The 24914-nt window shown below is 74.3% G+C and carries 22 protein-coding genes; 19 read left to right on the forward strand and 3 right to left on the reverse strand.

Annotated elements, in window-relative coordinates; translation table 11 throughout:
- The first annotated feature begins 15 nt into the window (after positions 1 to 15).
- From ACFVXG_RS36695 to ACFVXG_RS36740, 10 genes are all read left to right on the forward strand, one after another.
- On the forward strand, positions 16 to 633 hold the full coding sequence (locus tag ACFVXG_RS36695) for a DUF6309 family protein (protein WP_387934082.1): 618 nt from the start codon (positions 16 to 18) through the stop codon (positions 631 to 633).
- Positions 630 to 4823: an AMP-binding protein gene (locus tag ACFVXG_RS36700; protein WP_387934084.1), complete on the forward strand. Its 4194-nt coding sequence runs from the start codon at positions 630 to 632 to the stop codon at positions 4821 to 4823. Before ACFVXG_RS36695 ends, ACFVXG_RS36700 begins: the two co-directional genes overlap by 4 nt.
- A 55-nt stretch (positions 4824 to 4878) precedes the next feature.
- Positions 4879 to 6186 carry an aspartate aminotransferase family protein gene (locus tag ACFVXG_RS36705; protein WP_387934086.1) on the forward strand — a complete coding sequence of 436 codons (1308 nt, stop codon included), beginning with the start codon at positions 4879 to 4881 and terminating at the stop codon, positions 6184 to 6186.
- Positions 6183 to 7052 carry a TauD/TfdA family dioxygenase gene (locus tag ACFVXG_RS36710; RefSeq protein WP_387934088.1) on the forward strand — a complete coding sequence of 290 codons (870 nt, stop codon included), beginning with the start codon at positions 6183 to 6185 and terminating at the stop codon, positions 7050 to 7052. Before ACFVXG_RS36705 ends, ACFVXG_RS36710 begins: the two co-directional genes overlap by 4 nt.
- Positions 7040 to 7819 (forward strand): SDR family oxidoreductase, encoded by a 780-nt coding sequence (locus ACFVXG_RS36715; RefSeq protein ID WP_387934090.1) that lies wholly within the window; start codon positions 7040 to 7042, stop codon positions 7817 to 7819. The genes ACFVXG_RS36710 and ACFVXG_RS36715 overlap by 13 nt, the downstream gene beginning before the upstream one ends.
- A gap of 3 nt (positions 7820 to 7822) precedes the next feature.
- Complete coding sequence (locus ACFVXG_RS36720) at positions 7823 to 8590, forward strand: methyltransferase domain-containing protein (protein WP_387934091.1); 768 nt, start codon at positions 7823 to 7825, stop codon at positions 8588 to 8590.
- 94 nt (positions 8591 to 8684) lie between these two features.
- Positions 8685 to 9758 carry a methyltransferase gene (locus tag ACFVXG_RS36725; protein WP_387934093.1) on the forward strand — a complete coding sequence of 358 codons (1074 nt, stop codon included), beginning with the start codon at positions 8685 to 8687 and terminating at the stop codon, positions 9756 to 9758.
- Positions 9759 to 9822: 64 nt separating this feature from the next.
- Positions 9823 to 10662, forward strand: coding sequence for a hypothetical protein (locus ACFVXG_RS36730; RefSeq protein ID WP_387934095.1), 840 nt, complete (start codon positions 9823 to 9825; stop codon positions 10660 to 10662).
- Positions 10663 to 10779: 117 nt separating this feature from the next.
- On the forward strand, positions 10780 to 11172 hold the full coding sequence (locus ACFVXG_RS36735; RefSeq protein ID WP_387934097.1) for a RidA family protein: 393 nt from the start codon (positions 10780 to 10782) through the stop codon (positions 11170 to 11172).
- 80 nt (positions 11173 to 11252) lie between these two features.
- The gene (locus ACFVXG_RS36740) at positions 11253 to 11951 is read left to right on the forward strand and encodes an alpha/beta fold hydrolase (protein ID WP_387934099.1); all 699 of its coding nucleotides are present in this window, start codon (positions 11253 to 11255) and stop codon (positions 11949 to 11951) included.
- Between the two features lie 116 nt (positions 11952 to 12067).
- Here ACFVXG_RS36740 and ACFVXG_RS36745 read toward each other — a convergent pair whose 3' ends face one another.
- On the reverse strand, positions 12068 to 13690 hold the full coding sequence (locus ACFVXG_RS36745) for an amidohydrolase (RefSeq protein ID WP_387934101.1): 1623 nt from the start codon (positions 13688 to 13690) through the stop codon (positions 12068 to 12070).
- Positions 13691 to 13868: 178 nt separating this feature from the next.
- Between ACFVXG_RS36745 and ACFVXG_RS36750 the strand changes: the two genes are divergently transcribed.
- The 4 genes from ACFVXG_RS36750 to ACFVXG_RS36765 all read left to right on the forward strand — a co-directional run bounded on the left by ACFVXG_RS36750 (position 13869) and on the right by ACFVXG_RS36765 (position 16834).
- Entirely contained in the window at positions 13869 to 14834 is a 966-nt protein-coding gene (locus ACFVXG_RS36750; protein ID WP_387934102.1) for an Lrp/AsnC family transcriptional regulator, read from the forward strand.
- 87 nt (positions 14835 to 14921) lie between these two features.
- Positions 14922 to 15608: an alpha/beta fold hydrolase gene (locus ACFVXG_RS36755; protein WP_387934104.1), complete on the forward strand. Its 687-nt coding sequence runs from the start codon at positions 14922 to 14924 to the stop codon at positions 15606 to 15608.
- Positions 15609 to 15684: 76 nt separating this feature from the next.
- Positions 15685 to 16008 carry a hypothetical protein gene (locus tag ACFVXG_RS36760; RefSeq protein WP_387934105.1) on the forward strand — a complete coding sequence of 108 codons (324 nt, stop codon included), beginning with the start codon at positions 15685 to 15687 and terminating at the stop codon, positions 16006 to 16008.
- Positions 16009 to 16072: 64 nt separating this feature from the next.
- Positions 16073 to 16834, forward strand: a complete 762-nt coding sequence (locus ACFVXG_RS36765) for a metallophosphoesterase family protein (RefSeq protein ID WP_387934107.1) — start codon at positions 16073 to 16075, stop codon at positions 16832 to 16834.
- Between the two features lie 57 nt (positions 16835 to 16891).
- On the opposite strand, the gene ACFVXG_RS36770 is transcribed toward ACFVXG_RS36765, so the two are convergent.
- Positions 16892 to 17935 carry an SAM-dependent methyltransferase gene (locus ACFVXG_RS36770; RefSeq protein WP_387934109.1) on the reverse strand — a complete coding sequence of 348 codons (1044 nt, stop codon included), beginning with the start codon at positions 17933 to 17935 and terminating at the stop codon, positions 16892 to 16894.
- A 62-nt stretch (positions 17936 to 17997) separates the two neighbouring features.
- Entirely contained in the window at positions 17998 to 19110 is a 1113-nt protein-coding gene (locus ACFVXG_RS36775) for an ATP-grasp domain-containing protein (protein ID WP_387934110.1), read from the reverse strand.
- Positions 19111 to 19531: 421 nt separating this feature from the next.
- On the opposite strand from ACFVXG_RS36775, the gene ACFVXG_RS36780 reads away from it, so the two are divergent.
- The 5 genes from ACFVXG_RS36780 (at position 19532) to ACFVXG_RS36800 (ending at position 24883) form a co-directional block, all read left to right on the forward strand.
- Positions 19532 to 20275, forward strand: coding sequence for a YqcI/YcgG family protein (locus ACFVXG_RS36780; RefSeq protein WP_387934112.1), 744 nt, complete (start codon positions 19532 to 19534; stop codon positions 20273 to 20275).
- Positions 20276 to 20358: 83 nt separating this feature from the next.
- Positions 20359 to 21267 carry a nucleoside-diphosphate kinase gene (locus tag ACFVXG_RS36785; RefSeq protein WP_387934113.1) on the forward strand — a complete coding sequence of 303 codons (909 nt, stop codon included), beginning with the start codon at positions 20359 to 20361 and terminating at the stop codon, positions 21265 to 21267.
- 60 nt (positions 21268 to 21327) lie between these two features.
- Positions 21328 to 22299 carry a nucleotidyltransferase domain-containing protein gene (locus ACFVXG_RS36790; RefSeq protein WP_387934115.1) on the forward strand — a complete coding sequence of 324 codons (972 nt, stop codon included), beginning with the start codon at positions 21328 to 21330 and terminating at the stop codon, positions 22297 to 22299.
- A gap of 5 nt (positions 22300 to 22304) precedes the next feature.
- On the forward strand, positions 22305 to 23459 hold the full coding sequence (locus ACFVXG_RS36795; RefSeq protein ID WP_387934117.1) for a GNAT family N-acetyltransferase: 1155 nt from the start codon (positions 22305 to 22307) through the stop codon (positions 23457 to 23459).
- Between the two features lie 20 nt (positions 23460 to 23479).
- Positions 23480 to 24883, forward strand: coding sequence for an MFS transporter (locus ACFVXG_RS36800; protein WP_387934119.1), 1404 nt, complete (start codon positions 23480 to 23482; stop codon positions 24881 to 24883).
- The last annotated feature ends 31 nt before the right edge of the window (positions 24884 to 24914 follow it).

Raw genomic sequence — 24914 nt, forward strand, 5'->3', positions numbered from 1 at the left:
CTGAGGAGCACTGCCGTGGAGATCGTCAGCGCCGTCGCCTACTCCGAGGTCCACCGGGCCTACCTGCGGGACCACCCGGTGGAGCGGGCCCACGAGGCCAACACCAACCTGTACGGCGAGGAGAACCTCGAACGCGCCGACGGAGGGATCCCCGGCGGCTGGTGGCGGATCCGGCTCACCCGGGCCGACATCCTCGGCGTCGTCCTGCCCTGGCACATCAGCGAGGGCGGCGAGCGCGAACTCGTCCCGCGCACCGGGCTGACCGTCGCCCGGGCGGCCGAACGCGTCCGCTCCGGCGGCGCCGGCTGGACGGCGGCCAACCCGGTCTGCTCGGCGAAGCTGCGGCTGCTGCGCGGGGCGCCGTTCACCGCGCTCTACCTGGCCACCGCGCCGGTCGACCACCCCGACTACGCGGGCCTGGTGGTCCGGCGCGGGCTGATCCACGTCGACGGCCTGCACCGCATGCTGGCCTGGGAACTGGCCGGCCGGCTGCACGAACTGACCTCGCTGGAGGGGTACTTGGCGGGTGACCCGGCGGTCCTCGGTGCCCCGGCCGAGCCGGTGCGGAGAGGCCGGGCAGCCCGGACGGTTCGGACGGATCAGACGGTCCGGACGGGGGACGAGTCGGCGTGACCTCCGCGACGCAGCACGTCCGGTCCACCGCGCCCGCCACCGGCTCGCTCAGCGCCCTCCTCTCCCACCTCGCCCGCACCCACCCCGACCGGCCCGCCGTCGGCGACGGCGTCCGCACCTTCGACCACCGCGCGCTGGACGCCGCCGCCGGGCGGATCGCCGCCCGCCTGGCCGCCGACGGCACCGGCCGGGGCGACCGGGTCGCCCTGCTCGGCCCCCGGGACGCCCGGATGCTGGTCCTGCTGCACGGGGTGCTGCGCTCCGGCGCGGCCGCCGTGCTGACCGACCCGGAGTGGTCGGCGGCGGACCTGGCCCGGCGGCTGACCGCCGTCGGGGTGCGGCGGGTGCTCGCCACCGAGAGCGGGCCCGGTGCCGACCTCGGTCTCGCCGAGGTGGTCGACGTCCTGGCGGACGGGCCCACCGGGCAGGGCGGCGGGCCGACCGGGGAGGACCTCGCGTACCTGTCCTTCACCTCCGGATCCGGCGGTGAACCCAAGGCCGTGGCCGTCACCCACGCCAACGCCGTCCACTACGCGCACGCCCTGGCCGCCCGGCTCGGGCTCACCGAGGCCGACGCCCCCCGGCTCGCCCACGTCACCACCCTCGCCGCCGACCTCGGGCACACCGCCTGGCTGCTGGCCCTCGCCACCGGCGGCTCCGTGCACGTGGTGCCCGACCGGGAGACGCGCGACCCCGGCGCGTTCTGGGCCACCCTGCGCCGTGCCGGGACCGACACCCTGAAGACCACCCCCTCGCACCTGACCGCCCTGCTGGAGGGCCGCCCGGCCGACACCCCGCCGCTGCGCACCCTGCTGCTCGGCGGCGAGGCCCTGCCGCGCCGGCTCGCCGCCGCCCTGCTCGACGACGGCGTCACCGAGCGCCTGGTCAACCACTACGGACCGACCGAGACCACCGTCGGCGCGACCTGCTTCCTGGCCATCGCCGCCCGTCAACTGCCCGCCGGGGAACCGGTCGTGCCGATCGGCAGCGGGATCGGCGAGGTGCTGCTCACCCTGGTGGACAGCGCCGGACGGCCGGTGGCCGACGGCGCGGTGGGGGAGCTGCTGATCGGCGGGCGGGGCGTCAGCGCCGGGTACTTCGGGCGGCCCGAGGAGACCGCCCGGGGCTTCGTCCGGCGTGACGGCCTGCGGACCTACCGGACGGGCGACCTGTGCCGTCGGCGGGCGGACGGCGACCTGGTCTTCCTCGGCCGGGTGGACCGCCAGGTGAAGGTCCGGGGGTACCGGGTCGACCTCGCCGAGGTCGAGCGGGCCATGGACGGGTACCCGGGCGTCGCCGGCTCGGCGGCGCTGCTGCGGGAGACCGAGGTCGGGAACCAACTGGTCGGTGCGGTACGGCTGTTGGACCCGGACGTCGGTGTCGCCGGGCTGGTCGACCACCTGCGCGACCGCCTGCCCGGCTACTCGGTGCCGCAGCCGGTCCTGGTGCTGCCGGAGTTCCCGGTCGGGCCGAACGGCAAGCTGGACCGGGGCCGGCTGGGGGAGCTGGTGGGCGAGCTGGTGTCCCTCCGGGCCGAACCGGCGGAGTCGGCCAGGCCCGATGCCGGTGGTGCTCTGGCGGAGGAGATCGCCCGGTTCTGGGCCGGGGCGCTCGGCCTGCCGGGCATCGGGGTCCGGGCGGACGTGATCGGCCTCGGCGGCGACTCCATCCTCGCCATGCGCACCGTCGCCCTGCTGCGGCGCTCCGGACTGCGGGTCGCCTACGAGGACTTCTACCGGCACCCCACGGCGGCCGCCCTGGCCGGGGCGGCGGTGCCGGCGGCCCCGGCCCTCCCGGTGCCCCGCCGCAGCGGCGACTTTGGTCAACTCGCCCCCGCCCAGCGCTGGTTGTACGGCCTGCGGACCGTCCAGGACGTACGGCACTGGAACCAGTCGGTGCTGCTGCGCTGCCGCACCGCCGTCGACCCCGCCGCCCTCGCGGCGGCCCTGGCGGCCGTCCTGGAACGCCACCCGGCGCTGCGCCGGCCCGTCGGCCCGGACGGCCCCGGCGAACCGCTCGCGGTCGCCGACCTCGACCCGCTCTCCCACTCCCGCATCCCGCGCGCCTCGGGCGCGATCGCCGACACCGTCGCCGGGGTCTGTACCGGGCTCCACCGCAGCCTCGACCCGTCGGCCGGACGGCTGCTGCGCGCCCACCTGTTCACCGGCCCGCCCGGCACCGACCAGCGGCTCGCGCTGATCGCCCACCACCTGGTGGTCGACGGGCTGTCCTGGCGGATCCTGCTGGACGACCTCGCCCACGCCTACCGCGCGTTGCTGGACCGGAAGCCGGCCGACCTGCCGCCGACCGCCGACTTCTACCGGTGGGCGGCGGCCGCCGCGCCGCCGCCGCCCGCAACCGGTGGCACGGTGACCGACGGATCCGGCCCGCCCGTCCAACCGGGCACGCTCAGCTGGGCCTTGGACGCCGACGCCACCGAGCGGCTGGTCGCCCGGCACGGCGGCGGGGCCGGGCTGGAGGCCGTCCTGCTCGACGCCTTCGCCCGAGCCGTCGCCCGGTGGCACGGGGAGCCCCGGCTCGCGGTGGAGGTCGAGACCCACGGCCGGGACACCACCGGCGAGCAGGGCGAGTACCTGGACACCGTCGGCTGGTTCACCGCCGTCAAGCACCTCGACCTGGACCCGTCCGCGGGCCCGGAGGAGACGGCGCGCCGGCTGCGCGAGGCGCCCGTCCGCCCGATGGACGCGCCCGGCGGAAGCGGCGCGGACCGGCTCCCCGCCGACGGGGACGGGGACGGGCCCCCCGCCGACGCGGACGGGGACGGGCGTCCGACGGTCGGATTCAACTTCCTCGGCACCTTCCGGCTGCCCGAGGAGCCCGCCCTGGACTGGACCGTCGCCGATGAGCAGGCCGGGGCGGCCCGCTGCACCGGGGGCGACCCGCTGTACCGACTGCGGCTCACTGCACGGGTGGTGCAGGACCGGCTGGTCGCCGACCTGGTGTACGGCTGGCCCGCGGTGGCGCACCATGCCGCCGAACGGATCGCCGCCCGCTTCGCCGCCGCGGTCGCCGCCGCGGCGGGGACGTACCCCGCGCCCCCGCGGCGCTCGCCGCTGTCCACCTCCGGGCAGCTGCTGCACGCCCGGGTGGCGCCCACCGCCCGGGCGGCCGTCCGCGAACCCGCCCGGGTGCTGCTCACCGGCGCCACCGGCTACCTCGGGCGGCACCTGCTGGACGCCTTCCGGCGGCGCGGCGCCGTGGTCACCTGCCTGGTGCGGGCCGACGACGACGCCGGTGCCGTGCGGCGGCTGGCCGGTGAGCGGGCCGCCCACGTCGTCGCCGGGGACCTCGAACGGGACGGCCTCGGCCTGTCCCCGGCCGGGCTGGAACGGGCCCGGGAGGCCCGGATCGTGGTGCACGCGGCGGCGGACGTCCGGCTGGTCGCCTCGCCCGACGCCCTGGAGCGTGCCAACCACGCGGCGGTGCGCCGCCTGCTCGGCTGGGTCGACGAGCACACCCCGCGGGCCCGGCTCCACCACGTCTCCACGCTGGCCGTCTCCGGCGGGGTGGACGGCCCGCCGCGCCGGTTCAGCGAGGCCGACCTGTGGATCGGCCAGCGGTTCCGCACCCCGTACGAGCGCAGCAAGTACCGCGCCGAGCAGGCCGTCCGGGCCTGGGCGGCCACCGGGCACGCCGCCTACCTGTACCGCAGCGGCCACATCGCCGCGCACAGCCGGACCGGCGCCTTCCAGGCCAACCCCGGCGACAACCGGATCTACCAGCTCGTCCGCGGCTACCTGCTGGCCGGCGCCGCCCCCAGCCGGCCGGACACCGCCTTCGCGTTCTCGCACGTGGACACGGTGGCGGCCGGGATCGCGGCGATCGCCCTCGACCCGTACGCCGCGCCCGGTGCCTACCACGTCGAGACCCCGTACCCGACGCCGCACGACGAACTGGTGGGCTGGCTCGCCGCGCACGGCCACCGCGTCCGGCTCACCGACGACCGGACCTTCGCGGCCGCCATCGCCCGGGCCGAACGCCGGCACCCGACGGCCGCCCGGCTGGCCGCCGCCTGGGCCGAGCAGGAGGAGCGCAACGTCCGGGTGGACTGCGCGTACACCACCGCCGTGCTGGACCGGCTGGGCGTCCGGTTCGCCGCGCCGACACCGCAGTGGTGGACGGCCGCGCAGACCTGGGCCGCCGAGGCCGGCTACCTGCCACCCCGCTGAACCCCGCCACCCGAACCCACCTGACCCCCGATCCCACCGACGAAGGCGGACTCCGTTGTCCCAGCTCTCCCCAGCGCTCAAGCAGGCCACCCCCGTCGTCGCCGTGCGCGGCGAAGGCCTCCACCTCTACGACGCCGCCGGCCGCCGCTACCTCGACTTCACCTCCGGCGTCGGCGTGACCAGCACCGGCCACTGCCACCCGAGGGTGGTCGAGGCCGTCCGCGAACAGGCCGGCCGGCTGCTGCACGGCCAGTACACCACCGTCCTGCACGACCAACTGCTCACCCTCACCGACCGGTTGGGCGAGGTCCTGCCGCCCGGCCTGGACTCGCTCTGCTACGCCACCGCCGGGACGGAGGCGGTGGAGGCGGCGCTGCGGCTGGTCCGGCACGCCACCGGACGGCAGAACGTGATCGTCTTCGAGGGCTCCTTCCACGGCCGCACCATGGGCGCCGCCTCGCTCACCACCGCCGGGACCCGCTTCCGGGCGGGCATCGGCCCGCTGCCGCCCGGGGTCGCGGTGGCGCCGTTCCCGGCGGCGTTCCGCCTCGGACTGTCCGAGGAGGAGGCGGTCGCGCACGCCCTGCGCGGGCTGGACGAGGTGCTGGCCACCGTCTCCGCGCCCGCCGAGACGGCCGCCCTGTTCGTCGAACCGGTGCTCGGCGAGGGCGGCTACGTCCCCGCCCCGGCCGGGTTCCTCGCCGGGCTGCGCGAGCGCGCCGACCGGCACGGCCTGCTGCTGGTGCTGGACGAGGTGCAGACCGGCTTCGGCCGCACCGGCCGGTTCTGGGCGCACCAGTACGAGGAAGGTGTCCGGCCCGACGTGCTGATCACCGCCAAGGGCCTGGCCAGCGGCTTCCCGCTGTCCGCCATCGCCGCGCCGACCGAGCTGATGCGGCGCGCCTGGCCCGGCTCCCAGGGCGGCACCTACGGCGGGAACCCGGTGGCCTGCGCCGCCGCCCTGGCCACCCTGGACGTGCTGCGCGAGGAACGGCTGGTCGAGAACGCGGCCGAACAGGGCGCGCGGCTGCTGGACGGTCTGCGGACGGTCGCCGCCGGGGTGCCCGGCATCGGCGACGTCCGGGGGATCGGGCTGATGGCGGCCAGTGAGTTCTGCCGGCCGGACGGCTCGCCCGACCCGGAGACCGCCCGGCGGGTCCAGCAGGCGGCGGCCGACCTGGGGCTGCTGCTCCTGCTCTGCGGGATCCACCTCAACGTGGTCCGGATGATCCCCGCGCTGGTCGTCACGGCCGCCCAGGTCGACGAGGCGCTGGCGCTCTGGTCCAAGGCCGTCGCGGTCGGCACGGCGGTCGAGACCGTCGCGGTCGGCACGGCCGGCGTCGGGCAGGAGGAGGCGTCGTGAACGAGCACACCGTGACCGAGATCGGCTGGAGCAGCCTGGAGTTGGAGGCCCGGCGGCAGATGTGGTCGCTGCCGCTGAGCGACGGCGAGCGGCAGCTGCTGTGGGCCGACGCCCGGGCCGGGGGCTGGGGCGCGGGCGAGCCGGTGCGCGCGCGGCTGCGGACCTTCGTCCGGGAGGCCGTCGACTCGGTCGGGCTCGTCCACCTCGGCAACCTGGTCGACCCGGCGCGGCCGGAGCGGGAGGTCGCCGAGGCGCTTCCCTTCCTGCTCCGCGACTACGGCCGGATCGTCCCGCAGAACGGCCGCGGCGACCTCACCTCGGTGCTGCGCGACCACGACGGCGACGGCAACACCGACCTCGGCTTCCACTGCGACACCTGCGACCTGCTCGTCCTGCTCTGCCTCCAACCCGCCTACCACGGCGGTGGGTTGACCAAGCTGGCGAGCGCCCGGCACGTCCACGACCTGATCGGCGTGGAACGGCCGGACGCCCTGGCCACCCTCTGCGAGGACTGGACCTTCGACCGGACCGGCCGGGCGGGCCCGCAGCTGGTCGTCACCCCGATCCTCTACCCGAGGAAGGACGGCACGATCGGCTGCTACTACCAGACCCGCACCGTCCGCTCCTCGCCGGACCGCGGCGGACCGGAGCTGACGGACCGTCAATGGGAGGCGCTCGGCGTACTGGACGAGGTGCTGTACCGGCCGGAGATCGCCTTCGGCCTGCCGATGGCCGCCGGTGACCTGCTGATCATCCGCAACAGCCGTGTCCTGCACGGCCGTTCGGCGTACATCGACGAACCCGGCCGGTACGCCCGGCGGATGCTGCGGATCTGGCTCAACGAGGGGGAGACATGGACGCCGTGAACCGACCGCACGGGAAGGTCGCCCTGGTCACCGGCGGCGGCAGCGGGATCGGCCGGGCCTCCGCGCTGGCCCTGCTCGGCGCCGGCTGGACGGTGGTGCTGGCCGGCCGCCGCAAGGACGCGCTGGAGGAGACCACCGCACTCGCCGTCGACACCGAAGTCGCAGACCCGGAACGGGTGTTGGCGGTGCCCACCGACATCCGCAGCCCCGAGGAGGTCGCCCGGCTGTTCGACGCCGTCCGCGACCGCTACGGCCGGCTCGACCTGCTGTTCAACAACGCGGGCGCCGCAGCCCCGCGCCGGCCCATCACCGAAACGCCCTTCCAGGACTGGAACCGCGTCCTGGACACCATCGCCACCGGCAGCTTCCTGTGCGCCCGGGAGGCGTTCCGGCTGATGAGCACCCAGCAGCCGCAGGGCGGCCGGATCATCAACAACGGCGCGCCCTCCGCGCACGTGCCGCGCCCCAACTCCCTCGCCTACACCGCCGCCAAGCACGCCGTCCTCGGCCTCACCAAGGTGCTCGCCCTGGACGGCCGTCCGTACGGCATCACCTGCGGCCAGATCGACGTCGGCAACGTCAGCCCGCCGGACGGTGCTCCGCAGCCCGCCGCGATGCAGGCCGACGGGACGACGGCGGTGGAGGCGACCATCCCGGTCGAACGCTTCACCGAGGCCCTGCTGCTGATGGCCTCGCAGCCGCCGGGCACCGTCATCCAGTCCCTGGTGGTGCTGCCGGCCACCATGCCGTTCATCGGGAGGGGGTGAGCCGTGCTGGTCAGCGCACGCTCCTTCGCCGAGTACCGCGCGATGTTCGCGCTCACCGACCGCGACCTCGACCAGCGCATCCTGGACTGCCCGGGCGGGGCGGCGAGCTTCGTCGCCGAAGCCGGGCGGCGCGGGATCGACGCCGTCGCCGCCGACCGCGAATACGCCGTGCACCGGGTGGAGTTGGGCCTGCTGGTCGAGCGGGAGAGCAGGTTCAAGCGGGAGCTGCTGCTCCAGGAGACGGCGGATTTCACCCCGTCCTGGTACGCCGACACGGACGACCTGATCCGGCAGTGGACCGCCAACGCCCGGCTGTTCCGGGCCGACATCGCGGCCCGCCCGGAGCGCTACGTCGCCGGGGAGCTGCCCGAACTCCCCTTCCCGGAAAGCTCCTTCGACCTGGTGCTCAGCTCGCACCTGGTCTTCTCCTACGGCAACCGGTTGGGCGAGGAGTTCCAGCGGGCCGCACTGCTGGAACTCGCCCGGGTGGCGCGGCGGGAGGTCCGGCTGTTCCCGCTGACGGTCTACGACACCGGCGAGCGGTACCCCGCGCTGGAACGACTGCGGGAGGAACTGGCCGGGGCCGGGATCGGGAGCCGGGTGGAGCGGGTGGCGTACGAGTTCCAGCCGGGGGACGGCGAGATGCTGGTGCTCTCCTGCGCCGGGTACCGCGCGCCGCCCGCGACGGCGCCCCCGGCCACCGCCGTCGACCCGGTGCGGTGGCGGCACCGGGAGGCGGCACGGCCGGGGGCTGTGCGGCCGGGGGAGTAGGCACCCGGTCGGGTGATGTGTGCTTCGGCGGCGGCCTCCGGTGGGCAGCCTCCGGGCGGACGTTCGGACAGGACACGACGAGGAGGAGGACGGCATGCGGCAGAACGACGACGACGGGTTCGACGCTGAGCAGGCGGGGGGAGGGGCCGGCGCCGGCCCGGAGGACGGCTACCGCCGCTCCGCCGCCTACCTCATCGACGAGGCCCTCGGCTTCCTCTTCCCCGCCGCCCTCCGCGCCGCCGCCGACATCGGGGTGGCCGACCACCTCGCGGACGGTCCCCGCACCCCCGCCGAACTCGCCGCCGCGACCGGCACGCACGCCGACAACCTCCACCGGGTCCTGCGGCTGCTCGCCACCCGGGGCGTGGTGCGGGAGGACGACCGGGGCCGCTTCGCACTGACCGGCGCCGGACAGGCCCTGCGCGGCGATGTCCCGTACTCCGCGCGCACCGCCGTCCAGATGCTGACCGACCGCACCATGTGGTGGCCGGCGGGCGAACTGACGCGCTGCCTCACCGACGGCACCGCGGCCTTCGAGGCGCTGTTCGGCATGCCCTTCTTCGACCACTTCGCCCAGGACGAGCGAACGGCCGCCGTCTTCCACGTCGGCATGGCGGCGATGTCCGACCCGGAGAACGCGCTGATCGCGGCCGCCTACGAGTTCCCGAAGACCGGCACGGTGGTGGACGTGGCGGGCGGTCACGGCGGCCTGCTGCTGGAGGTGCTGCGCCGAAACCCTGGCCTGGACGGGGTGCTCTTCGACCGCGCCCACGTCCTCGCCGGCCACCGGCTCGGCTCGGCCGGGGAGATCGCGGGCCGCTGGACACCGGCGGAGGGCGACTTCTTCGAGGCCGTACCGCCCGGCGACGTCCACGTGCTCAAGCGGATCACCCACGACTGGGACGACGACCGCTGCGTGACCCTCCTCGGCCACTGCCGCCGCGCCCTGCGCCCGGACGGCCGGGTCCTGGTCGTGGACGCCGTCGTCCCCCGGGGGAACGCCCCCCACCAGGCGAAGGCCCTGGACCTGATGATGATGGCCTCCCTCGCGGGCCGCGAACGCACCGAGGAGGACTTCGCAGAGCTCTTCCGGCGGGCCGGCCTGCGGCTCTCCCGCGTTCTCCCCACGCCGACGGTCCTGTCGGTGGTGGAGGCGGTCGCGGCCTGACCGGTTCGCTCGGAGCGCAACGGTGGGGGGAACGCGGCCGCAACGGGCGGTGGTTGTGCACGGTATGAACACGCATCAGAACCACGGCCACCACGAGCACCACCAGAACCACGAGCACCACCAGAACCATGAGAGCCACCAGCAGCACGGGCACCACGAGGGCCACCAGCACCACGCCGACCACGCCCACCACGGCCACGGCGCACCGCAGGGGCTGACGGCCTCCGACCAGGGCTACACCCTGATACCGGAGACCGTCGGCCCCGAGGGCGAGTTCACCTTCCGGATCACCGGCCCGGACGGCAGGCCCGTCACCGCGTACGAGCCCCAGCACGAGGCCCTGCTGCACCTGATCGTGGTCCGCCGCGACCTCTCCGGGTACCGGCACGTGCACCCCACCCTGGACGCGGACGGCACCTGGCGGGTCGCCAACCCCTTCGACGGGCCCGCCGCCTACCACGCGTACGCCGATTTCAAGGCCGCCGGCGCCGCCCCGCTCACCCTCGGCGTGGACCTCACCCTCCCCGGCGGGACCACCGAGCACCCGCTCCCGGAGGCCTCGGCGACCGCCACGGTCGACGGCTACACCGTCACCCTGACCGGGCAGTTGACGGCCGGCGCGGGTGCGCCGCTCACCTTCACCGTGGCCCGCGACGGCGCCCCCGTCGCCGACCTCCAGCCCTACCTGGCCGCCTACGGCCACCTGGTCGCCCTGCGCGCCGCCGACCTCGCCTACCTGCACGTCCACCCGAACGGCGAGCCCGGCGACGGCGTCACCGCGCCCGGTCCGGACATCACCTTCCACGCGGTCGCCCCGACGGCCGGCCCGTACCGGCTCTACCTCGACTTCAAGCACGGGGACGCCGTCCACACCGCCGAGTTCACGGTGGTCGCTGCGGACTGAAGGTGACGCAGCCTGAGGGTCACGCGGACTGAGGGCGACGCGGCCGCCGGCGCGCCGGGCCGTCCGACCGCTGGGACGGTGTGGCCGCGCCGTCCGCCGCTCTGCCAGCATGGCGCGATGGACAACGGACGCCGGCTGGTCAGTTCAGGCTCGCCCCTGGAACCGCGCATCGGGTTCTCCCGCGCGGTCCGCAAGGGCCCGTACGTCGCGGTGGCGGGCACCGCGCCGATCGGCGAGGACGGGACGACGGTCGGGCGCGGCGACGTCCACGCCCAGACGGTCAGGTGCCTGGACATCGCCGAGGCCGCGCTGGCGGCGGCGGGCGCGTCGCTGGAGGACGTGGTGCGGACCAGGATCATGCTCACCGACGTGACGGCCTGGGAGGAGGCGGCCCGGGCGCACGGGGAGCGCTTCGGGGCGATCCGCCCGGTCACCACCTTCGTCGAGGTCTCCCGCTTCATCGACCCGGACTGGCTGGTCGAGGTGGAGGTCGACGCCGTCCTCGGCTGACGCCTGCCGCTGCCGGGGCGCCGCACGCCGCCGCCGATATCCGCGCGACGCACGCCGGGCCGCTCCACTACGGTGCGATCATGGTGAACTTCGTACTGGTCGCCGGTGCCCGGCTCGGCGCCTGGGCCTGGGACGACGTGGCCCCGCGGCTCCGTGCGGCCGGCCACGCCGTCCATCCGCTGACGCTGTCCGGGCTGGCCGAGAAGCGGGGCCTGCCCGCCGGGCAGCAGACCCACGTCCAGGACATCGTGGCCGAGGTGGAGCGCCACGACCTGCGCGAGGTCGTGCTGGTCGGGCACAGCTACGCGGGCGTCCCGGTCGGCCAGGCCGCGCAGCGGATCGGCGACCGGCTGGCCCGGCTGGTCCTGGTCGACTCCGCCGTGCCCGTCGACGGCCGGTCCTTCGCCGCCGGCTGGCCGGACGGCGGCGCGGCGCTCCGGGCCGCGATCGCCGCCAACGGCGGCTCCTGGCCCTGCGCGCGGCCCGAGCACTTCGCCGGGCACGGCCTCAGCGAGGAGCAGACCGCCCGCCTCCTCGCCGGTGCCACCCCCCACCCGGGCGCCACCCTCACCGAGCCCGCCACCCTGACCGGCTCCCTCGCCGCCCTGCCCACGACCTACGTCAAGTGCCTGCTCGCCGGGGCGGAGCCCGACGAGGACGTGGCCGAGCTGCTGGCCGGCGGGCACTGGCGCCTGGTCGAACTGGACACCGGCCACTGGCCGATGTTCTCCCGCCCGGCCGACCTGGCCCGCCTGCTGCTCGACGCCGCGGTGCACTGACGGCCGGGAGACCCGTCCGGCTTCCTGGCACGGCTGACCTGGTGGCGCGGCGACCGTGCTCGCCCCGACCGTGACCGCCCCGACGAACCGTGAGTCCAAGGGCCACGCCCCGGCCGTCAGTCCGCGCTGTCGGGCTGGTGGACGGGGCGGCCGCCGAGGAGGGTGTGGGTGGGGGTGAGGTCGCGCAGGGCGTCGGCGGGGCAGTGGGCCGGGTCGCGGTCCCAGAGGGTGAGGTCGGCGAGGCGGCCGGGGGTGAGGCTGCCGCGGAGGCGGTCCTCGCCGAGGAGGCGGGCGGCGTGGGTGGTGTGGAGGGCGACGGCCTCGTCGTAGCCGATGGCGTGCTCGGGCCCCTGGACGCCGATGACGGTCTGCCGGGTGGTCATGCCCCAGACGGAGCGCATGGCGCCGAACTGTCCGACGGGGAAGTCGGATCCGGCCGCGACGAGCGCGCCCTGGTCGAGCCAGCCGCGGGCGGGGAAGAGTGCGGCGACGCGTTCCGGGCCCCAGAACTCGCGCTCCACCTCGGCGGTGTCGTGCAGCAGCGGCTGCTGGATGGTGACGGGGATGCCCAACGCGGCGGCGCGGGCCCGCTGTTCGGGGCCGGCCAGGCCGCCGTGCTCCATCACCAGGGTGCCGGCGGGCAGGCCGGGGACGTCGCGCAGCACCTGCTCGTAGACGTCGAGGAGGATCCGGACGGCGCGGTCGCCGTACGCGTGGGTGCCGACCCTCCAGCCGCGCCGGACCACGGCCCCGACGGCTTCGGCGAGGGCGCCGGGCTCCCAGGTGAGGGTGCCGGAGTAGGCGTGGTCGCAGGCGTAGGGCTCCTCGGTGGCGCCGGCCTCCAGGCCGCCGTCGAGGCCGAACTTCACTCCCCACACCCGCAGCCACGGGTCGGCGGGGTCGCGCCAGGCCTCCATGGTGTCGAGGAGGTCCTCGACCTGGGCGGTGCCGGTCAGGCCGAGGGCCGAGATGAGCGCCCGGACCCGGGTGTGGAGCGCCCCGGCCGCGCGGGCGGCGAGCAGCACTTCGTAGTCGTCGGGGGAGACGGCGCAGTCGCGGACGGTGCCGATCCCGGTGGCGGCGTACTGCCGGCTGGCCAGGCGCAGCCCGTCGACGCGCCGGGCCCGGTCGTCCGCGGGGACGAGCCGTTCGACCAGGCCGATGGCGTTGTCGATCAGCCGTCCGTTCAGCCTCCCGTCGGCGTCGCGGCCGATCACTCCGCCGGCCGGCACGGGCGTGGACCCGGTGATGCCGGCCAGGCGCAGCGCGAGGGAGTTGACGACGTCGTTGTGGCCGCCGCGCTTGACCAGGACGGGGTGGCGGTCGGTCGCCCGGTCGAGTTCCGCGGCGGTGGGCATGCGGCGCTCGGCGAGGTTGAGCTCCTGCCAGTTGGTGGTGGTGCGGATCCACTGCCCCGCGGGGGTGCGGGCGGCGCGCTGCCGGATCAGGTCGAGGAACTCGGCGATGGTGCGCGCCCGGTGGACGGGGACGTCGTACGCGCTGCGCCCGGCGAAGATCAGGTGGGTGTGGGTGTCGTCGAAGGCGGGCAGGACGGTGGCCCCGGGCAGGTCGTGCACGGTGGTGCGCGCCGTGACCAGGTGGTCCAGGCCGCGCGGGTCGGGGGACAGCGCGGCGATGCGGTCGCCCCGTACGGCCAGGGCCCGTTGGGGCGCCCGGCCGGGGGCGAGGGTGTGCACCGCGGCGGCCCGGATCAGCAGATCGGCACCGTGTTCGGTCATGGTCTTCCTCCCGTGTCCCGGTCCGGTGGCGGGACCACCGGTCGTCCGCGGCGGCGGGGCGTTCCTCGGGTGCGGCCGCCGCCGGTCACACCGTTGTAGGCCCCAATCGTCGGTTTCCCGTACAAACGGCACCCCATGGCGAGGAAACCCGACAGCGGAGCGCCCTAGGATGCTGATCATGCGCCGAACGCTCGACGGAACCGACCGCCGCATCGCGGCCGCCCTGCTCGCCTCGCCCCGGGCCGGCTGGCGCGAGCTCAGCCACTGCCTCGGCCTGTCCGAACGCACCGTCGTCCGCCGCGCCGCGCCCCTCTACGCCGACGGCACCCTGCGCGCCACGGTCGTCCGCAACCCCGCGCACTTCCCCGGGCTGGTCCCGATGGCGCTGCGGATCCGCTGCCGCCCGGCCAGGATCCGCCACCTCGCCGCCGCCCTGGCCCACCGGCCCGACACCGTCTGGGTGGACGTCCTCGGCGGCGGCGACGAGATCTCCGCGGTGTTCTTCCTCGACGGCCCCGACGCCCGCACCGCCCTGCTGCTGCGCGACCTGCCCGCCACCGAGGCCGTCGACTCCTGGACGGCCCACACCCTGCTGCGGGTCTTCCCCACCGCCTTCCGCTGGACCGCCGGGCTGCTCACCCCCGAGGAGACGGCCAGGCTCGCCCCCGACCCGCCGACCGCGCCCGCACCGCCGACCCTTCAGCACGGTGTCGACGCCGCCCTGATCACGGCCCTGTCCGAGGACGGCCGCGCCACCTACACCGACCTCGCCCGCCGCGCCGACACCACCGCCCTCACCGCCCGCCGCCGCCTCGACGCCCTCCTCCGCGGCCACGTGCTGCGCCTGGCCACCGAACTCGACCTCGCCCTGCTCGGCGCCCACGCCGAGGCCCTGCTCTGGCTCACCGTCCACCCCGGCGCCCTGGAGCGCACCGCCCGCGCCCTCAGCACCCACCCCCAGGTCCGCTTCGCCGCCGCCACCACCGGCCCCGCCAACCTCCTGGTCGCCCTCGCCGCCACGGACCTCGACGCCCTCTACACCTTCCTCGTCACCACCGTCGGCCCCCTGCCCGGCATCACCGCGATCGAGACCACCCCCCTCCTCGCCACCGCCAAACGCACCGGCCTCACCCGCCGCCCCTGACCGGCGGATGAATTGCCGCGAGCAGTGACCGACCGGATACTCGCCGTAGTGGATCGCCGTGGATCGGCATCGATGAAGGAGGAGATCATGGCCGGCAAAGCCAGCATCGTTTTCGCCCACGGGCTCTGGGCCGACGGGTCGTGCTTCAGCAAGCTCATCCCCGCGCTCCAGGCCGAGGGCCACGAGGTGTACAGCTCGCAGCACGGCCTCGACTCGCTGGAGGGCGACGTCGCGTGCGTCACCCGGGCCATCGAGCACGTGCCGGGCCCGGTCGTGCTCGTCGGGCACTCCTACGGCGGGACCTTGATCACCAAGGCCGGTGTCCACGACCGGGTGGGCGCCCTGGTCTACATCGCCGCGCTCGCCCCGGACGAGGACGAGACCTCGCAGGGCCAGCAGGAGAAGTTCGCCCCCATGCCCGTCTTCGGCCAACTCGACATCGCCGACGGCCGCATCTGGCTCCGCGAGTCGGGCCTCGGCGACTTCTGCGGCGACCTGCCGGCGGACGAGCAGAAGCTCGTCCTCGCGACCGGCGCCGTGCCGGTCGTCGACCTGTTCAGCCAGCAGGTCCCCGGCAACGCCTGGCGCACGACGCCGAGTTGGTACATCGTCGCGAACCAGGACCGCACCGTGAACCCCGACCTGGAGCGGGCCGCCGCCGAGCGGATGGGCGCCAAGACCTTCGACATCGACAGCAGCCACGTGCCGATGCTCTCGCACCCCGACTTCGTCCTGGACGTCATCCGCGACGCCGCGAAGTCCCTGGAGTCGTAGGGCCCGTCCTGGGCCCGTCTTTGGCCGGCGGCGCCGGAACCTGGTGCCGGACGGCATTGTCCGACAAGATGCTCCGGTGGCGAACTTCACCCGTATCTGGACGATGACCCGCACCAACTTCCACGCCGCCGACCCGGTCGAGCGGTGGACCGCCCGCGCGGCCTGGGCCCTCCTCACCGCGACGGCCTGGCTGCTGGTGATGTTCACGACCGTCTTCGGCGCCGAAGTCGCCGGAGTCCCCATGGGCACCGTCAGCCGGCTGGCGATCGTCCTCACGGTGGCCGTCCCCGCCGTCTCCGCGCTCGCCGTCACCTCCCGCCCGGACGGCCGCACGGGGGCACCGGCCCTGACGATCCTCCTGCTGCTGGCGGCCGTCGTCCTCGTCGTCACCTTCATCTGAGCGGGGCCGTGGTCGTTCCACGAACCGCCCCTCCGGGACAGTGCCTTGTTGCATACTGGCTGCCATGCTGAGCCAGGTAGCTGTGCTGTCCGACATCCACGGTGTGCTGCCCGCGCTGGAGGCCGTCCTGGCGGAGCCGGAGGTGCGGGACGCGGACCTGATCGTGCTGACCGGGGACATCGCCTGCGGACCGCAACCGGTGGAAGTGCTCGACCTGTTGACCGGTCTCGGTGACCGGGTGGCGTGGATCCGCGGCAACGCCGATCGCGAACTGGTGGAGTACCGGCGCGGCCTGCGGGACTCCATCCCGGACCCGATCGCCCCCTCGGCCGCGGAGCAGCTGCGCGAGGACCAGGTCGATCTGCTGGAGCGGTTGCCCACCTCGCTGACCCTCGAAGTCCGCGGGCTGGGCGAGGTGTTGTTCTGCCACGCGACGCCCCGGGACGATCAGGAGGTGGTGCTGGTCGACTCCAGCCTGGAGCGCTGGGGTGAGGTCCTCGCCGGGGTGGACCCGGCCGTCACCACCGTCGTCTGCGGGCACACCCATATGCCGTACACCAGGCTGGCGTTGGGCCGGCTCGTGGTCAACCCGGGCAGTCTCGGCATGCCGTACGGGCGGGCGGGTGCGCACTGGGCCCTGCTGGGCCCCGGCGTCCAGCTCCGTTCGACCCGCTTCGACGTGGACTCCGCGGCGGCCCGGATCGCCGAGGGCTCCGCCTTCCACCAGGCGGCCGAGTGGGCGGACTACTGCCTCAACGCGCGGACCACCGAGCACGACGCGTTCGGGATCTTCGCTCCGCACGACGGTCGCGGGCCGACGCCCTGACGCTGTGGCGGGGCGCCGTGGGGCGGCGCGGCGGCTCACCCCACGGCGCGTCCCGGGTCAGCCGGCCGACGGGACCAGCTCGAAGAAGTGGCCGTTCGGCGGCGTGACGGTCGGGTGGATCGTGCGGCACTCCCAGCCGCTCTCGGTGAACGCCTGCCGCCACTCGTCGAGGGTGGGCAGGTAGTCCCCCATCAGCGCGTGCACTCCCTCGAAGCCGAGGGTGAACACGGTGGTGTCGGGCCCGGGCAGTTCGGTGGTGCGCACGACGTCGCAGAGCAGCAGCCGCTCCGCGCGGGGGAAGGCCGCGCGCAGCGCGCGCAGGGTCGCCACGCAGCTGTCGTACGGCCAGAAGTCGTGCCCCATGAAGACGCAGGTGATGGTGTCGACGTCGGCGAAGGCCGGGGACGGGTCGAGCTCCAGGACGTTGCCGCGGTGGATGGTGATCCGATCGGCCAGGCCCGCGTCGGCCACGGACTCGGACGCCAGCTGGACGGAGGCGCGGGCGATGTCGACGCCGACGCCGCTCGCCTCCGGGTGGTTGCCCGCGATCCGGATGAGCCGCTGGCCGGAGCCGCAGCCGAGGTCGGCGACCTTGCGCGGCGGGCGGTCGGCCAGGACCTGGTCGAAGAGCCGCTCCACCTCCTCCTCGCCGATGATCCGCGAGCCGATCGCGACCGCCCGCATGTCCCGGCGGTAGAAGTCCCCGACTCTGTTCTCCGTCTTCGCGACCTGCGGCGCGATGCTGAAGAGCTCGCCGCAGCCCTTGACCAGCCAGTAGAAGTAGCCGCGGGCCGCGTACGCCTCGGCGAAGCGGGGCCCGGTCAGGACGGGGCCGTCCTCCTCGATCACGACCACCCCGGCCCAGTGCAGCGCGCGCAGGATGGTGCGGACCACCCCGTCGTCGAGGTCCGGGTGGTCACCGTTGCCGTACGAGGTCTTTCCCTGCTCGGCGAGTTCGTCGAGCAGACCGAGCTCCTGGGCCGCGGACAGCGCGGCGGCCGCGACGTAGGAGGAGTAGAGGTCCGCCACCGGGCCGGTGGTCCAGTCGGCCGGGGCGAGCACGCGCTCGTGGGGGCTCGACGCCTCGTGGGGGTTTGACATGTGGGGGCTTCCCTTCGTTCGACAGAGTGGGCCGTTCGCCGACGCCGGGCCGGATGGGGCGGTCAGTCGGCGGAGCTGGAGCCGAGGGACGCGGCCATGTGGGCGTGGACCTGGTCGAGCCGGTGCACGACCTCCTCCGGCGAGTCGCCGCGGACCGAGACGATGGCCGCGGCGTCGTTGCAGTTCTGCGGTCCGGTGAGCGCCGTGCCGGGCTCCGCCAGGATCTGGCTCTCCAGCACCCAGGGCTCGTCCGGTGCGGTGAGCGGTGCACGGAGGGTCCCCGGACCGGCGTAGATGACGATGAACCCGGTGAGATGGTCCGCGGGCCCCTCGGTCGTGGGCAGGGGCTCGCCCAGCTGCGCCCGGATCATCACCTCGTCCAGGTTCACCCCGGTGCGGGAGAGGAAGCCCGCGATGACGCCGCCGCCGCCGGCCCGGGCGGCGATCTCGCAGAGGTACACCTCGCCGTCGTCGGCGACGAACATCTCGTGGTGGGTGACCCCGGTGAACCCGGGGAAGGCCTCCAACACCCGCCGGTTGAAGTCCAGCAGGGTGTCCAGCAGCGGGCCGGGCGGTACGCCGACGTCCCGGCAGGGGAGCAGCCGCTCGTACGAGGTGGTCTCGTCGATGTATCCGCCGGCGATCGCCGCGACCGGCTTGGAGTCCTCGACCATGCTGTCCACGTGGTAGAGCCGGCCGGTGACGAACTGCTCGACCTCGAAGTCCGCGAGCCGGTCCGCATGGGCGGCGGTGAACGCGGCCAGGTCGGCCTCGCCGCGCAGCACCGTGATCTCCGTCGAGCCGGTGCCCAGCCGCGGCTTGGCGACCACGGCCGGATGGGAGCGGAGCAGTTCGCGGGCGGCCGTCTTGCTGAAGGGCGCGAACGCGGGCACCTTGATGCCGTGCCGCGCCAGGTGCTCCTTCATCACGACCTTGTCCCGGAAGGGCAGGGTCTGCGGCACGCTTTGCCCCGGGATGCCGAGTTCCTCGCGCAGTCGGGCGGCGAGCAGCAGGAAGCGTTCGGTGACGGCGACCAGGCGCGCGGCCGGCTGCCCGCCGAAGGTGCTCTGGAAGCGGACGGCTTCGATGAGCGCCCGTTCGTCGTGGCCGTCCACGGCGAGCACCGATTCCAGTTCCTCGCCGTTCGCTTCGCCGGCCTTGGCGAGCGAAGTCACCAGTCGTACGTCGAATCGGTCGGCGGGTAGGAAGGAGCGCCCCTCGGAATCCCGGTAAAAGGCGTATCCGATTCGGTCGAGAAGCACCACAGGAGTTTTTGGCCTCTGGTCGTCCAAAGACACCTGGATCCCCCGTTCTTCGTTCAGGTGTGGATCGGCAGTTCGGCCGAAACGAGCACTGATATTTGCATGGACCTTCGCGCACTGTCCAGGGAGTTCAAGCGGAAGGTTTCGCTCCGAATTCACCTGGCGTTCGGTCCGGCGGGCTCGCTGGAGTTTGCGAAGAAAGCGTCCTGAACTGGGGAGATGTGGAATCCTCAAGATCAATCCTTGACAGGACTCGAACAGCCGTGATGTTCTGATCAAGCATCAGCGGCGGCGGGTTCCTTTGCGTGCTGCAAGAACGGGGGAGCTGGTAGAGATGTCCGATATTCCTCTTTGGTCCACCCCTGCTGATTGTTCCGCGCGACCGTCCGGGAAAGCCGTCGACTGGCTCCCGGAGGTCTGGGACATTCTCGTCGGCAAGCTTCTCGATCCGGCCGATGACTATCCCTGCCATTTCGGCACGCAGGGGGAGCAGCGCGGCCATAATTCGTACACCGTCGTCGATCCACGGCACCCCGGCGAGTACGGTGTCGACCAGCTCGGTCGCACCCTGCTGGAATTCCGGGAACGGGCCTGGTCGGGCGTCAAGCGCCAGACCCTGATCGCCTTCATCGGTCCACCGGAGCCCGAGGCGGATCTGGCCGCGCACGGCGCCCGGCTCTGGGACCTGCTCAACGAACTCAGCGCACTCGACCGGGCCCCCTGGCCGGCCGACGTCCCGAAGGACACGAGCGATCCGCGCTGGCAGTGGTGCTTCGGCGGTGAGCCCTGGTTCATCTTCGCCGGCAGCCCCGGCTACCGGCAGCGGCGCAGCCGCAACTTCGGCCCCTGCCTGACCGTCATCTTCCAGACCAGGCGGGTCTTCGAGGGCCTCGGCGGCTCCACCGTCGCGGGCAAGGCCGGCAAGAAGCGGATCCGTGAGCGGCTGCTGGACTACGACGAAGTGCCGCCGCACCCGTATCTCGGCGATCCGCTGCTGTCCTCGGCGCACAAGTGGCGCCAGTACGTGCTTCCCGACGACCAGTCGGTCGACTCCTCGCCCTGCCCGTTCGCCCACTGAGGCCTACGGGCCCGGCCGCACCGGCCGAGCGCCGACCCTGTCCGCACCCCCCGCCCGCCGTTCGGCCGAAAGGTAGTTGCTCAGTGCCCGCTCCAGGTTTCTGGTCCCGCCATGTCTTCGTCCTCCTCAGCTCGGACGCCGTCTACCGGGGCGTCCACGGCGAGATGGTGGCGCGCCTTCGCAAGGAGGGGTTCGCGCCGGTCGCCGCCCGGGCGATCGACGCCGACCCCGAGCTGGTCGACGACCTGTACGCCGACCTCATCGCCGGCCAGTGGCAGACCTGGCGCTACCGGCTGGTGGACGCCGTGCTGGAGCTGGGGCCCGCGGTCGCGCTGATCTGCCGCTACGAGGGCGACGAGCAGGAGGCCGACGTGCACGGGCAGTTGGCCCGTCGCAAGGGCTACCAGCACCCGGAGCAGGCCCAACACGGCACCCTGCGGCGCGACTTCGGTGCCATCAACAGCATCGTCGGGCTGATGCACAGCTCGGACGGCCCGGTGGAGTCCGAGCGGGAGGCCGCGGTGTTCGGTCTGACCGAACAGGACGCCATCGCCGACCCGGAGCGCGCGGCGGAGGAGATCGACTACCTGTGCCGGCTGATCACCCCGCACACCCCCGAGCACCGGGACTTCGAGCAGGTGCTCGTCGCCGTCCGCACCCGGGCGCTCGCGGCCCTCTGGGAGCAGCTCCCGGACACCGCCCGGCACGCCGTCCGCTCCGCCTTCCCCGGGGCCGGCGGGCTCGGCGCGATCGGAGCGGGTGAGCGGCTCGCCGCCTTGTTGGAGGGGCACGCCCCGGCCGCACTGCTGGCGACCCTGCGCTGCGAGTTCGAGCACGGCAGCGCGGACGGCAGCTCGGACACCATGCGGATCGGTGCCGCCGAGGCCGCCCTGCGCGTGCACGGCGTGACCCTGGACGCCTGGGAGCGCGTGGTGCTGGAGTCCTCGCTGCACTTCCCGCCGCTGCGGGCCAGTCGGCAGGTGGCCGAGTGACCGGCCCGGCGCGGCTGCGCCGGGCACTGCCGCCCGCCGACCGCTAGAGAGGACACCCCCGTGGACGTGGCACTGCTGGACGCGCTGCCGGATCACGTACGGACCGAACTCGCCCGGCGCGGCGTCGAGTTGCCGGCCGTGGCGGGCCTGATCGACGCCGACCCGGACGAGCCCGTGCTGCTCACCGGCTCGTACGCCTCGGGCGAATTCAACCCCACCTCCGACCTGGACGTTCTGGTGCTCACCCGGCACCCGCGCACCCGCCGGGTGCCCGGTACGGTCAACCACCCGTCGATCTTCGGCGACAGCTTCGACGGGCTGGTCGCGGACCTGCCGGTCAACATCGAGTACGTGGCCGAGGGGCGCTTGGAGGACCTCGGCCACGTCACGCGGACGGTGACGGACGGCGGGCAGGTGGACCTGCCCAACCTCCAAGGCCTGGAGCTGCGCCTGGCGCAGCGCGTGCACAGCGGCATCCCGCTGGCCGGGGCCGAACACCTGGACCGGCTGCGGCGCCTGGTGGACATCGAGGTGGTACGGGCCTCCGCCGCCGCGCTGGCCTTCGTCGGGGCGATGAGCCTGCTGGAGGACACCACGGTGCTGGAGTCCCCCGCGCGCGAGCTGATGCTGAGGGGCTCCGCCGAGGCGCTGCTGATGTCGGGGGTGAACGCCTTCGGCCGGATCACCCACGACGGCAAGCACCTGATGCGGCGGGCCGCCGCGCTGGCCGGCGCGCCCGGGGCACCGGCGCTCTTCGCCCAGCGGGAGCGGCTGCTGTTCGTCGACCGGCTGCCGCAGCGGGAGGCGCAGGAGCTCGTCCTGGACCTGGCGCAGGAGCTGTACGCGTCCTTCCCCGACGAGCGCTGCCCCGCGCTGGTCATCGACATGCTGGCGCCCTTCCGGGAGTCCTGGGCGTGGGCCGGGCGCCCGGTCCTCTCGGGCTCGACGGGCCAGACAGGCCAGACGGGTCCGACAGGCCTGACGGGTCCGACGGGCCAGACAGGCCCGACAGGTCTGACGGGCCGCGGATGAGGGCCGTGGGCCAGTGCCCGCCGCAGTGGGCCGAACTGGACGCCGATCCACCGCTGTTCGCCTCCGCGCGCTGGCTCGCCCGGATGGGCGACCGGATCGACGGGGTGCACTGGTGGTTCGTCCACCGGCCCGGGGACGGGCGGGACGTCGGGTTCTTCGGCTCGGTGAGCGAGGACAGCGCGGTCTCCGATGCCAAGAACCCCTGGCGGCTGCTGTTCGAGCCGGGCAGTGCCCGGTCGCTGGGCCGGCCGGCGCTGGAGCGGCAGGCCGCGGCGCGTGCGGCCGGGCCGGCGCCGGAGCACTGGTTCCCGTCCCTGGTGGTGACCTACCCCGGGCTGGAGTGCTTCCCGCTGGGCCCGGGTCGGCACTCGGCGCAGGCCCTGGACGGCGCCGTCGCCGAGGTGGTGGCCGAGGCCCGGGCCGCGGGGCTGGGCAGTGTGGCGTTCCTGTACGTCCAGCCGGAGGAGACGGAGCTGTCCGCCGCCCTGCACCGGGCCGCCTTCCTGGAGGTGCCGACCGCGCTGCGGGCCAACCTCCGGCTGCCCGGCACCACCTTCGAGGACTACCTGGCCTCGCTCGGCCGCGACGCCCGCAAGGGCGTCGCCCGGATCCGTCGGCGGCTGGCCCGCCAGGGCGTCACCGTCCGGCAGCTGCTGCTGCGCGACGCGGACGACCGGCTGGTCGAGGAACTGGTCGGACTGCGGATGAAGCACCGCGCCAAGTACGGACGCCGGCCGGACACCGCCGGGGAGCGCAGCCAGCTGCACACGCTGCGGGAGTCCTTCGGCGAACGCGGCCGGCTCCAGCTGGCGGTGGCCGACGGGCGGACCATCGCCTTCTGCCTGTTCCTCGACGCCGGCGGCATCCGGCACGCCTGGATGACGGGGACGGACTACGCCGACCCGAGGTCGGACGGCACGTACTTCGAGGTCTGCTACCACGCGCCGATCGAGGAGGCGTACCTGACGGGCTGCCGGGAGCTGTCCTTCAGCTACGGCGCCGAGGCCAACAAGCTCGAACGGGGCTGCCGGCTGGACGAGGTGACCTCGTTCGTCCTGCCGCTGGACGCGGCCGGGCTCGGCCCGGCGCGCGAGGCCGCGGCCGCGCTGGCCGGCGCCCTGGTGCGGCCGGGCGGCGCCGCCGGGTCGGACACACAGTGACGGAGAGGGAGAGCAGGCCCGTGCAAGCAGGACCGACAGGGCGTCTGGGCATCGTGGGCGAGCGCGGCTTCGGCTGCTACTGGTCGGCCCGGACGCTGTCGCTGATCGGCGACTACGCCTTCCGGACGGCGTTCGCGACCCACATCATCACCGTCAGCGGATCGGCGTCCGTCCTGGCCACGGCCACGGCGGTGCTGCTGCTGCCGTCCCTGCTGTTCTACCTGGTGGGCGGGGCGGTCGGGGACCGGGCCGGCTCGCGGCGAAGGATCATGGTGTCCGCCGACGCGGCCCGGTTCCTCACCCTGCTGCTGATCGTGCTGAGCACGCTCTGGACGGACAGCGTGCCGCTGCTGGTGGTCCTCGCCGCGCTGATCGGCATCGCCGACGGGTTCTTCCAGCCGGTCGCGTTCGCGTACATGCTGGAGATCACCCCCAAGGAGAAACTGGTCGCGGCCAACTCGGCGCTGTCGGTCAGCCAGCAGATCGGGCTGATCGGGGGCCCGCTGCTCGGCGGGTTCCTGGTGAGCTTCGCCGGCGCACCGTGGACCTTCGCCTTCGACTCGCTCACCTTCCTGCTCTCCGGTGTGCTGCTGCTGGCCATCGGCAAGGGCTCGGCGGCGACGGCTGCGGTGCCTGCCGGGTCTGCCAGGCAGGGCGAGCAGGGCGGACAGGACGATCCGGCCGGGACCTCGGAGGACGCGCACGGGGCGGACGCCGCCCGCGGGCGGCTGCGGCAACTGCTGGGGGACGTCTCCCAGGGCCTGAGCTACGTCCGCGGGGTGCACTGGCTGCTGATCTCCATCGTGGTCGGCGCCTGCACCAACGCCGTCTACGCCGGGGTGCTGGACGTCGCGGTTCCCCTGCTGATGGCACCGAACGGCGCCCGGGACGCCGGCTCGCTCGGCGCCTTCTACACCTTGCAGGGCGTCGGCGCGCTGCTGGGCGCGGCCGTCCTGGTCAAGCTGACCGTCCGCCGGCTCGGGGTGGCGCTCTACCTGATGCTCGCGCTGATGGCCTGCTCGCTGGCCGCCACCGGCCTGATCGGCGGCGGCAACGGCGCACTGGCGATGGCCGTGCTGTACGGCATCGGCCTGCACTTCTTCAACTCCCTCTTCCCCAGCCTGCTGCAGGACAAGGTGCCGGAGCACCTGATGGGCCGGGTGGGCAGCTTCGCCCTGCTCGGCTTCAACGCCCTGATGCCACTCGGCGCACTGCTGATGGGCCCGCTGATCGCCGTCCTGGACGCCGGCGACGCCGCGCTCACCGCAGGCGTCGCGGCGGCCTGCGTCAGCCTGGCGGCACTGCTGTCGCCGAGCATCCGAAGGCTGGCCACCGTCCCGCCCCAGGACACCGGTCCCGAGCAGGCCGGCGCCGAGCTGCCGACCCCGGCCGGTCCGGGCACCGACGCCACCCCGGCCCGCTGAGCCGGGCGAGAACGCGAGCACGACAGAGAAC

The organism is Kitasatospora sp. NPDC058162, from assembly GCF_042884005.1.
GTDB lineage: Bacteria > Actinomycetota > Actinomycetes > Streptomycetales > Streptomycetaceae > Kitasatospora.

What these genes read in the sequence shown, in the direction of transcription:
- ACFVXG_RS36725 (WP_387934093.1), top strand. Translation starts at nt 8,685, where the DNA reads ATGCGGCAGAACGACGACGACGGGTTCGACGCTGAGCAGGCGGGGGGA.
- ACFVXG_RS36780 (WP_387934112.1), top strand. Translation starts at nt 19,532, where the DNA reads ATGTCCGATATTCCTCTTTGGTCCACCCCTGCTGATTGTTCCGCGCGA.
- ACFVXG_RS36745 (WP_387934101.1), bottom strand. Translation starts at nt 13,690, where the DNA reads ATGACCGAACACGGTGCCGATCTGCTGATCCGGGCCGCCGCGGTGCAC.
- ACFVXG_RS36755 (WP_387934104.1), top strand. Translation starts at nt 14,922, where the DNA reads ATGGCCGGCAAAGCCAGCATCGTTTTCGCCCACGGGCTCTGGGCCGAC.
- ACFVXG_RS36770 (WP_387934109.1), bottom strand. Translation starts at nt 17,935, where the DNA reads ATGTCAAACCCCCACGAGGCGTCGAGCCCCCACGAGCGCGTGCTCGCC.
- ACFVXG_RS36730 (WP_387934095.1), top strand. Translation starts at nt 9,823, where the DNA reads ATGAACACGCATCAGAACCACGGCCACCACGAGCACCACCAGAACCAC.
- ACFVXG_RS36735 (WP_387934097.1), top strand. Translation starts at nt 10,780, where the DNA reads ATGGACAACGGACGCCGGCTGGTCAGTTCAGGCTCGCCCCTGGAACCG.
- ACFVXG_RS36715 (WP_387934090.1), top strand. Translation starts at nt 7,040, where the DNA reads ATGGACGCCGTGAACCGACCGCACGGGAAGGTCGCCCTGGTCACCGGC.
- ACFVXG_RS36740 (WP_387934099.1), top strand. Translation starts at nt 11,253, where the DNA reads ATGGTGAACTTCGTACTGGTCGCCGGTGCCCGGCTCGGCGCCTGGGCC.
- ACFVXG_RS36765 (WP_387934107.1), top strand. Translation starts at nt 16,073, where the DNA reads ATGCTGAGCCAGGTAGCTGTGCTGTCCGACATCCACGGTGTGCTGCCC.
- ACFVXG_RS36750 (WP_387934102.1), top strand. Translation starts at nt 13,869, where the DNA reads ATGCGCCGAACGCTCGACGGAACCGACCGCCGCATCGCGGCCGCCCTG.